Origin of the sequence: Acidiphilium sp. PM (genome assembly GCF_000219295.1) — a bacterium.
Classification (GTDB): domain Bacteria; phylum Pseudomonadota; class Alphaproteobacteria; order Acetobacterales; family Acetobacteraceae; genus Acidiphilium; species Acidiphilium multivorum.
Map to the genome: position 1 here is coordinate 1 of NZ_AFPR01000156.1, position 8535 is coordinate 8535.

Annotated in this window: 10 protein-coding genes, 1 tRNA gene and 1 pseudogene; 9 read left to right on the forward strand and 3 right to left on the reverse strand. The window is 63.5% G+C overall.

What is annotated here, in order from left to right; all coding sequences use genetic code 11:
* A partial coding sequence (locus tag APM_RS07530) for a hypothetical protein (protein ID WP_007422763.1) occupies positions 1 to 649 on the forward strand: 649 nt, incomplete at its 5' end.
* 49 nt (positions 650 to 698) lie between these two features.
* Here APM_RS07530 and ppa read toward each other — a convergent pair.
* Complete coding sequence (gene ppa, locus APM_RS07535; RefSeq protein WP_007422764.1) at positions 699 to 1223, reverse strand: inorganic diphosphatase; 525 nt, start codon at positions 1221 to 1223, stop codon at positions 699 to 701.
* An 89-nt stretch (positions 1224 to 1312) separates the two neighbouring features.
* Here ppa and APM_RS07540 point away from each other — a divergent pair.
* The 5 genes from APM_RS07540 to APM_RS07555 all read left to right on the forward strand — a co-directional run bounded on the left by APM_RS07540 (position 1313) and on the right by APM_RS07555 (position 5286).
* Positions 1313 to 1388, forward strand: a tRNA-Ile gene (locus APM_RS07540).
* Positions 1389 to 1600: 212 nt separating this feature from the next.
* Positions 1601 to 2152 carry a hypothetical protein gene (locus APM_RS21435; RefSeq protein WP_007422765.1) on the forward strand — a complete coding sequence of 184 codons (552 nt, stop codon included), beginning with the start codon at positions 1601 to 1603 and terminating at the stop codon, positions 2150 to 2152.
* 448 nt (positions 2153 to 2600) lie between these two features.
* Positions 2601 to 3350, forward strand: a complete 750-nt coding sequence (locus APM_RS07545; protein WP_007422766.1) for a PEP-CTERM sorting domain-containing protein — start codon at positions 2601 to 2603, stop codon at positions 3348 to 3350.
* 561 nt (positions 3351 to 3911) lie between these two features.
* Positions 3912 to 4349 carry a hypothetical protein gene (locus APM_RS07550; protein ID WP_007422767.1) on the forward strand — a complete coding sequence of 146 codons (438 nt, stop codon included), beginning with the start codon at positions 3912 to 3914 and terminating at the stop codon, positions 4347 to 4349.
* Positions 4350 to 4857: 508 nt separating this feature from the next.
* Positions 4858 to 5286, forward strand: coding sequence for a hypothetical protein (locus APM_RS07555; RefSeq protein WP_012040092.1), 429 nt, complete (start codon positions 4858 to 4860; stop codon positions 5284 to 5286).
* A gap of 15 nt (positions 5287 to 5301) precedes the next feature.
* Here APM_RS07555 and APM_RS22000 read toward each other — a convergent pair whose 3' ends face one another.
* Positions 5302 to 5475, reverse strand: coding sequence for a hypothetical protein (locus APM_RS22000; protein ID WP_013640846.1), 174 nt, complete (start codon positions 5473 to 5475; stop codon positions 5302 to 5304).
* 165 nt (positions 5476 to 5640) lie between these two features.
* Between APM_RS22000 and APM_RS07560 the strand changes: the two genes are divergently transcribed.
* Complete coding sequence (locus APM_RS07560) at positions 5641 to 6054, forward strand: tetratricopeptide repeat protein (protein ID WP_007422769.1); 414 nt, start codon at positions 5641 to 5643, stop codon at positions 6052 to 6054.
* Positions 6055 to 6399: 345 nt separating this feature from the next.
* A complete protein-coding gene (locus APM_RS22210) occupies positions 6400 to 6540 on the forward strand; it encodes a hypothetical protein (RefSeq protein ID WP_013640845.1) in 141 nt (46 codons plus the stop codon).
* A gap of 294 nt (positions 6541 to 6834) precedes the next feature.
* Here APM_RS22210 and APM_RS07565 read toward each other — a convergent pair whose 3' ends face one another.
* Positions 6835 to 8229: a cytosine permease gene (locus tag APM_RS07565; RefSeq protein ID WP_007422770.1), complete on the reverse strand. Its 1395-nt coding sequence runs from the start codon at positions 8227 to 8229 to the stop codon at positions 6835 to 6837.
* Positions 8230 to 8311: 82 nt separating this feature from the next.
* Between APM_RS07565 and APM_RS22385 the strand changes: the two are divergent.
* A pseudogene (locus APM_RS22385) lies at positions 8312 to 8535 on the forward strand (3-carboxy-cis,cis-muconate cycloisomerase); the annotation flags it as partial.

Consider the following 8535-nt stretch of genomic DNA (forward strand, 5'->3'; position numbering starts at 1 on the left):
CGGCGATCCGCTCCTCGCCCTCTGCGCCGATGCCATCGCCGCCGCCCCGGCGCTGCGCTGGATCGGCTATTTCTCCACCACCGGCGTCTATGGCGACCGCCAGGGCGGCAGCGTCGACGAAACCACGCCGCCCGCCCCCGGCTCGCCGCGCACCCTCCGCCGCGTCGAGGCGGAGCAGAACTGGGCGGCGATGGCGAACGACCACCGCGCCGTCGACGTCATCCGCCTCGCCGGCATCTACGGCCCCGGCCGCTCCGCCTTCGACGACCTGCGCGCCGGCACCGCCCGCCGGATCGACCGGCCGGGGCAAAAATTCAGCCGCATCCATGTGGACGACATCGCCGGCGGCACGCTCGCGTCCATCGCCACGGCCACCGGCGGCGCGCGCATCCTCAACTTCGCCGATGACGAACCCGCCCCGAGCGCCGATGTCATCGCCCATGCCGCATCCCTGCTCGGCATCGCCCCGCCGCCGCTGATCCCCTTCGACGAGGCGCGGCGCGGAATGTCGCCGATGGCGCTGTCCTTCTGGTCGGAAAACCGCATCGTGCGGAGCGAGGGCACCAGGGCAGCGCTGCGCCGCCCCTGGCGTTTTCCCTCCTACCGCGAGGGGCTCGAAGCCATCCTCGCGGCGGAAACCGGGGCCTGACGGCCTCCAAAGCCGCTCCGGCCCTCACCGGGCCGGAGCCGGAGCAAAACTACTTCGCGGCGCGGGCGAGGCTCTGGCTGATCGCCGCCTCGGCGGATTCGCGGCCTTCCCAGCCGGTCACCTTCACCCACTTGCCCTTCTCCAGGTCCTTGTAATGGGTGAAGAAATGCTCGATCGCGTCGCGCGTGATCGCCGGCAGCTGGTCGACCTCGGTGACGCCGGAGAATTGCGGGTGGATCTTGTCGTGCGGCACGCAGACGATCTTCTCGTCCTGCCCCGCCTCGTCTTCCATCCGCAGCACGCCGATCGGCCGCGCCCGGATCACCGCCCCCGGCACCACCGCCGCCGGCACCAGCACCAGCGCGTCCGCCGGGTCGCCATCGTCGGCGAGGGTGTTGGGAATGAACCCGTAGGCCGCCGGATAGGCCATCGGGGTGAACAGGAAGCGGTCCACCATCACCGCCCCGCTCTCCTTGTCGACCTCGTATTTCACCGCCGAGCCCTGCGGAATCTCGATCACCACATGAATGTCGGACGGCGGCGCCTTGCCGGCCGGGATCTTGGAAACGTCCATGGCGGAACCTCCTGAATGATGTCGCGCGCCTTCTAGCCGCACGGGCGGATATTGCCAATCGCCGCGCCCCGGCCCCATACAGGCGGCGTGCGCCGGTAGCTCAACGGTTAGAGCGGACCGCTCATAACGGTTTGGTTGCGGGTTCGAGTCCTGCCCGGCGCACCAATGAAATCAACGATTCACGCCACTTATAGGGCACAAAAGAGGCCTATTCACCATTCGGGGCAACCGGCCACATTGTTCGATTATCACATATTTGTGAGCACAAGAATCGTCATTGTAAAAATTATGTTGTTTTTGCTAACATGTTAATGACGATTAAAGTTCTTATTCTGATCCACGAATAGCCGCTTGAACAGGGTAACACGGAGAAAGTCATGGCGATAAGCAGGCAAAATGCCGTAGCAGCGGTGAACGCCATAAAGGACCTGAGGATTACAAATTTATTCACGATGGTGAAAGAAAATCAACACATTTTAGAGAAGCACTATTCAAAGGATGCGGCTTTAGAGGCAGCACAAGGTGGACAGCCACAGGGGTATTTCAAAAAGAAAACGAAGTTATATATTGATGGCGGGGCGGCTTATGGTAAATTATCGGTAAATAAGAAGGCGAAAATCCGTAAAATTCTCAATACTAATAAAACGAAGCCTAGTCAGATAGGTAAACCTATTGGCACATATAATCAAAATGCAAAGAAAACAAATTCTGATACACTTCATCTCGATGTTACGAGTGTAATCGATAATTCTATTGTACTAGATATCGTGACCGCAGTGTTAAATGATAAAGAACACCAGTTACGCGAGGCCAACAATCCCCATAAGAACAATCGATTCATAGTCGCCGCAAAGATTCCAGAGGGTTACGTCGGACGATCTATTGATAAGAATAAAAAAAAGATACAGACAACGTTACACATGCGGTGATAGTGATACAAGCAGCGCTCGGCTCTAACCCCCAAATCGTGACAGTATTCCCCGCTAATGAGCAATACACAACAAGAACGCCTAAGTTGGTATAGGTACGACGAGTCGTGACAAGGGAACGCTGCAGGGAAGCTTTTCTGCTGCAAACTCAAGCGGCTGATTCAACCGTTAATGCCACGGCGCATCGGCACCCGGCTCCAAATGCCGTGTCGGAGGTCTCGCCGGCGATCTTGCGTCTCCAGAGTTGAAAATCTCATGCGAGAGCAAAACGCATCGACCGCTGTCAGGATTTCTTACATCACTCCGAGTAGTAAACGACTATCGTATTGATAACATTACCTGTTTTTGTTTGGCGTGATTTTTGCCCTGTGCAGTTCGGCGGCGTTCCTTCGGGCTACGCCGCTTGGAAGCTCTAGCCGGCATAATCCGGCACATACAGGAGGAATTCATGAGACCACATTATCTAAGATCGGTCATTTTCGGCGCCGCTGCGCTCAGTGCCGTCAGCCTCGCCGGAACAGGCGCGGCGCAGGCCGACGTCGTGAGCTGGGTCTTCTACAACCATAGTGGCAAAAACAGTGTCATTACTGGCGGCACAGGTGGCGCCATAATCGATGGCACATCAGGCACCCAGTCTGTCACCTTCAGCAGCACGCCTGCCCTAAATCCGGCACAGACTGTTACACTGACGCCGTTTGGTCCCACGAATTCAAAGTCGGGACCAACACTGCATCTGTATCAAAAGAATGGCCAGTATCCGACGACGACCGGAGTTCAGCCCGGTGAGCAGGGTATCGGCCTGACCAACGATCCAACGAATCAGGACGAGATCAGTGCTAACGTGATCAATAGCTTCGTGCAGGTCGATATTTCCGGCCTTTCAAGCCCACCCCTGAATTCGCTCAATCTCGGCTTCTCGATGGGCAGCTTGCCGGGTGGCGATCAATGGGCGGTCTATGGCACAAACACTTACGGCAATATGATCGGCGCAACACTTCTGAGTGCCGGCGGCACCTATACGGGCGCGTTAACCAACGTGATCGGCACGTGGGACTATCTCGATGTGGTTGCAACGAAGAACAACGTGTTGCTCTCGACCATAACGGCGACCGTTCCAGAGCCCGGCTCGCTCGTCCTCTTGGGCACCGGCCTTCTCGGCCTCGGCCTCGTCGCGCGCCGCAAGCGCCGGCGTGCCTGATTACAAAAAGGCCCCGGATGTCTCCGGGGCCAACTGCAACTGGAGTTCAAAGCGGACATTGAAAGGAAAGTCCGGCACTGGCTTTTAAGCGGCCCCGTGTAACGGAGGCTTTTCCTATTGTCTCAGTTTTGTGCGGCGGCCTCCCGCGCCAACCGCCGAACCGTGACCACCCTATAGCCCGCCCGCCAGCACATCACGTAGAACCGCGTCTTGGCGTAGAAGTGCCGCACCCACAACGCGGGCGAAGCCCGGCCAGTGGCGAGGTGCCGGGCCACGTAGAGCAGGCCTCGCGCAACGTCGCGTCCCTACCCGGCTTGCCGGCCCGGCGCACCAGCGGCCTCGATCCTCCCCTGGTCCGCCCACCCCGCAACGACCCTGCCCGCTCATTCGCCCGGGGCGACGCCCGCGGGCGCGGCGGGATTCCCGCAAGGGTAGAATGAAACCTTAAGAATATAAGCTTTTTGAATAGTTGATCTTTGATCCAACGAGATTATCGTTCGCTTTCAAAATAATTACCTGAAGGCAAAAAAGCAGCTGGTTTCATAATTCTGGGAGGGGCGCATGCTGCATCGCGCCGTCTTCGTGGCGGGCGCGGCGCTGGCCGCCATGCCGGGACTGCTGGGCGGCACGGGGCAGGCCTGCCATCCGCCGCCCATGATCGTCGCCCGCCCCAACCGCCGCGAGATCGCGTTCCTGAAGGGAACGCAGCCGCTTCTGGACCTCGAATGGTGGGCCGTCGAGGCTGTGCGCTGCCGGTTCCGCACCGCGCGATGGCAGGCCGCCATCGAGGAACGCATCGCCCATGAATCCGCGGACGCGGCAAAACTCCTGTGGCCGGGCGACGGGAAGCGCCAGGAACAGGCGCTGTCGATCTTCACCGCCGCGCAGGCCGAGGCCCGCTGCGAGGCCGAATTCGCCTCGCGGCTTCAATGCGCCGCCCTCCTGTCCACCGGCAAGCTCGGGGAGCTCGATCACATCGCCAAGGCGGGCGGATGGTGAACCGCGCCCCGGCCGAAAAACGGCCCCGGATGAGGGCTCCGGGGCCGGTGCGCAAGGAGGTCCAAATGCATGCCTCGCATCATGGGCGATCTTCGTCGCTCGCGCGTAACGCCCACGTTTCATAATGTCTCGGCCGGGCCTCCGGCTCGCCGCCCGCCTGGCCGCGTCTTTCGATCTTGTGAACACGCTCACCGCAACGTGGGCGCTCCCGGCGCCCGCCCCCGGTTGACCCTCTCCCGGCCCGCACGCACAAGGCGCTCGGCACGACACACGTGCTTATGCTCCCACTTTCCGTTGGCAGCCGGTTCTCCTCCAAAGCCCGGCTGCCACTTTTTTCCCGGCGGCCGCAAGTCATCGCGCATGACGTCCGTTCGCGATATTGCTTTTGATTAATAGTTTCATCCTATGGAGCAATTGATTTCTTCAGTATATTACGTTATCATAAAGTGTATAAATAATTAACCTTAGTCAAAAAAGACGCCTCTCTTCGTATTATCTGGATGGGCACATGAGCGTTCGAGCGCTTCTCGTGGCGGGGGCATTCGCGCTTTCCTTACCGGGGCCGATGATCAAGCCAGCCTCCCGCCTGCCGCCGATTCCCGTCGTTTCGCATCGCCGCGAGACGACGTTCCTCACCGAGACCACCCCGCTCCTCGACATGGAGTGGTGGGCGGTCGTCGCTGTCCGCTGCCATCTCCGCTCCGTCCGCTGGCAATCTCTGGTTGAAGAGCAGATCGCCTATGACGCCGCCGATGCGGCCCGCACCCTCTGGCCCGAGGACAGCGGCCGGCAGGGCACCGAACTCTCCATGTTCACCGACACCCAGATCGTGACGCGCCTCAAGGCCGCCTCCGCGCCCGACACGCAATGCGCCGCCCTGATCACCACCAGCCGGCTGGACGAGCTCGACCGGATGGCCAAGGCCGCCGGGTGGTGATCCGCCCCGTCCGGGTCAGGGCCCGGCCTCGTCGTCGCGATCGGAGAGGCGCGCCTGCAGCCGCCGCCTGAAAATGAGCCAGTCGAGACACCAGACCGACAGGCCGGTGAACCCGAGCAGCAAGAATCCCAGCATCCAGGGGTGAAACAGGAGCGAATTCAGCCGGATGAAGATGTTTCCCATATCCATGTGCCGCTCGGATCAAGCGATCGCTTTCTTGCCATTGGGATACCGCCGAATCCCCCGCCTCGCCAAGGGGTCGCCTTCGTCCCGCCGCACCCGTTGTTGAACCGGCCGCCCGCCGGACCGATATCCGCTGGGCTCACGTGCAACCAGCTCGCGGAGGAGAGAACGATGACAGCACACCGGATACGCGGCGCCGCCGCGGCGATCGTGTTTGTCGCAACGCTTGGCGCCTGGCAGGCCGCCCAGGCGCAGCCGGTCAGCCAGCTCGAACAGGCGGCGCGGAACGGCAATGTCGCCGCCGCGACCTATCTCGGCTCGCTCTACGAAAACGGCCAGGGCGTCCCGCGGGACGATGCGATGGCCGCCCACTGGTTCGCCTTCGCGGCACGGCGCGGCGATCCCGTCGCCCAGAACAACCTCGCCATGATGTACCAGACCGGCCAGGGCGTCCCGCAGGACACGCGGCGCGCGATCGAGCTCTATCGCCAGGCCGCCGCGCAGGGCAACGAAACCGCGCGGCAGAACCTCGCCGCGCTGGAAGCCTATCTGCGGTCGCAGCCCCGCCCGCCGCAGAACCCCTGAACCCGCCTTTCGCATCCCTCGCCCGCCCCCTCGCGGCGCCTTGCCGCGTCCGGGGGCGAAGCGCCCCGAATACCGCAACGACGCGACCGCCCGTGGCATAGCGCGCCCGGATCGCCGCAATGTTGCGGACTCTTGTCACGACGTTTCACGCCGCAAGCCGCCTTCGACCGAAGGCGATCACCCCTTTGAGCAGATGTCGAAATCCCGACGGCGGGATTACAAATTCGATACCGGCCATGCGTTCTCCCGGGGTGCCCGCGAAACCGATATGGCCATACGCGTATGGCGTCCGACTCCCACGGCGTCTCACCCTGGGCAGTCCCCAAACGAAAGGCAGCAACGGCAATGGCGTCCCCGCGGTCGCGTCCTGGCAACTGGTTCGAGTGCGTGTGCGCCAAGAGCGTCGCGCTTTACGATCACCCGTTGCGCGCCGCGGCGGTGATCGTCATCGCCGCGCTGGCCGTCTCGGCACCCTTCCTCCTCTGAAGCATCATCGGACCCGGCCGGGTCCGCCGCCGCGCCCAGGCGGTCGGTGCCGGCAGGTGAGGGCGGTGCTGCCCATCCGGGCACCGGCTCCAAAGCAAGCGACCCCGGATCTCTCCGGGGCCGACGCGCGAGATGCCCCGCACCTTGTCCAGAGGTGCGAGACGACCTCCTGTTACGTGAGACGAACTGACCTGTCGATATTCGTTTTTACGTGATTTTGATCCCCTATACGGAAGGATATTCCAGCCCTTCCGGAGCGCCTCCCGGCTTGTATGCGCAACCTCCCGGCCCCGCTCACGCCGCCGCACCCCGCCCCGCCCGGTTCACCGCGAAATACAGCGCGCCGGACACCGCCAGCCCGACCAGCCAGCTGATATCGGCGCCGCCCAGCGCGCGGGCGATCGGCCCCTCGTAAAGCTCGGCGTTCATGAACGGGATCTCGACGAGAATGCCGACGGCATAGATCGCCATGGTCGACCAGTTGATCCGCCGGTAGATGCCGGCGGGGTCATAGATCGCGCCGATATCGTAGCTTCCCTGCCGCACCAGGTAGAAATCCGTCAGGTTGATCGCCGTCCACGGCACGAAAACGTAGAGCAGCAGCAGCAGGAAATTGGTCATCCCGTCGACGAAGCTGCCGCTCGCGAGAACCGCGAGCGCCGTGCCGATCACCGCGATCGCGGCGCCGACGCCGATCCGCAGCGCGCTGCCCCGGGCCAGCACCGCCCGCGCCAGCGTCGTGTCGCCGCCGGCGGTCAGGATCGTGCCGGTGGACATCGCGGCGCCGTACAGGTTCAGCACATTGGCGCCGACGATCCCGAGCATGATGACCACAAGCATCAGCCAGCGCAGCCCCGGCCCGAGCAGCCCGGCGAAGAACAGCGTGGTGTCGGCGTTCGCCGCCTTGTTCGCCACCAGCCCGGCCAGCAGCCCGAGGCTCATCATCCAGATCGAGGCCAGCACCGAGCCGAGATAGGTATGCGCCGAACTGCGCAGGAACGAGGTATCGGCCGGCAGGTAGCGCGAATAGTCGGCGACATAGGGCGCGTAGGTGATCTGCCAGGTCGCGAAGATCGAGATCCCCAGCACCACCATCGCCGGCGAGGCCGCCTTCGCCGGCGCCGCCGGCATCGCGTGGTAGCGCGAGAGCAGCGCGATGGTGACGGCGCCGAACACGAGCAGGAACACCAGAGCCACATAGCGCTCGTAGCGGTGGATCTGGTCGTAGCCGAACGCCAGCAGCACGAAGGCCAGCGCGTCGACGATCACCACCCCCGCCGCCTTCGACACGCCGAACAGCGCCGCCGCCGCCTCGCCGCCGAGGATCGCGCTGAGGGTGAAGAACCCGACATAGAGCACGATCACCAGCGCCACCGGCAGGTTCGCCCCGGCCACGCCGAACTGCGCGCGCGACTGGATCATCTGCGGAATGCCGAGCTTCGGCCCCTGCGCGGCGTGATAGGCCATGAACAGCCCGCCGACGACATTGCCGAGCACGATCGCCAGCAGCCCCGAGCCGAGGCCGAGCCCCAGCGCGGTCGCCACCAGCCCGGTCGCCACCGTGGTCATCTGCATGTTCGCCGAGAACCACAGCGTGAACAGCGCGGCCGGCCGGCCATGCCGCTCTGATTCGGGTATCGGGTCGATGGCGCGGCGCTCGATGGCGCCCGGAACGGTCTCGCTGGTCACGTCTTGCTCCCCCTTGCGATGTTCTTGTGGTCGCCGCCAGCAAACAATTGTCTATACAATTTGTCCAGCCCTGTTTCGCGCCATGGGACCGCTCGCACGCCGCCGCGCGGCACTTTTCCACTGGCGCGGCGCGCCGAATCCGCGCCATATGGGCCCGCCCACCGGTTGCCCGGCGGCCCGCCCGCCCTGGAGACGCGATGACCCGACCCGCCGGCGCGCGCCGCGCCACCATGCCCGCCGCCGGAGCCGCGCCGTGAGCGGACCGCCAGAGGACGAGCCGACCCTCGCGCCCGCGGAGATCATGGC

Coding starts and splice junctions, on each gene's coding strand:
- APM_RS21435 (WP_007422765.1), top strand. CDS start 1,601: ATGGCGATAAGCAGGCAAAATGCCGTAGCAGCGGTGAACGCCATAAAG.
- APM_RS07550 (WP_007422767.1), top strand. CDS start 3,912: ATGCTGCATCGCGCCGTCTTCGTGGCGGGCGCGGCGCTGGCCGCCATG.
- APM_RS07560 (WP_007422769.1), top strand. CDS start 5,641: ATGACAGCACACCGGATACGCGGCGCCGCCGCGGCGATCGTGTTTGTC.
- ppa (WP_007422764.1), bottom strand. CDS start 1,223: ATGGACGTTTCCAAGATCCCGGCCGGCAAGGCGCCGCCGTCCGACATT.
- APM_RS22210 (WP_013640845.1), top strand. CDS start 6,400: ATGGCGTCCCCGCGGTCGCGTCCTGGCAACTGGTTCGAGTGCGTGTGC.
- APM_RS22000 (WP_013640846.1), bottom strand. CDS start 5,475: ATGGATATGGGAAACATCTTCATCCGGCTGAATTCGCTCCTGTTTCAC.
- APM_RS07545 (WP_007422766.1), top strand. CDS start 2,601: ATGAGACCACATTATCTAAGATCGGTCATTTTCGGCGCCGCTGCGCTC.
- APM_RS07555 (WP_012040092.1), top strand. CDS start 4,858: ATGAGCGTTCGAGCGCTTCTCGTGGCGGGGGCATTCGCGCTTTCCTTA.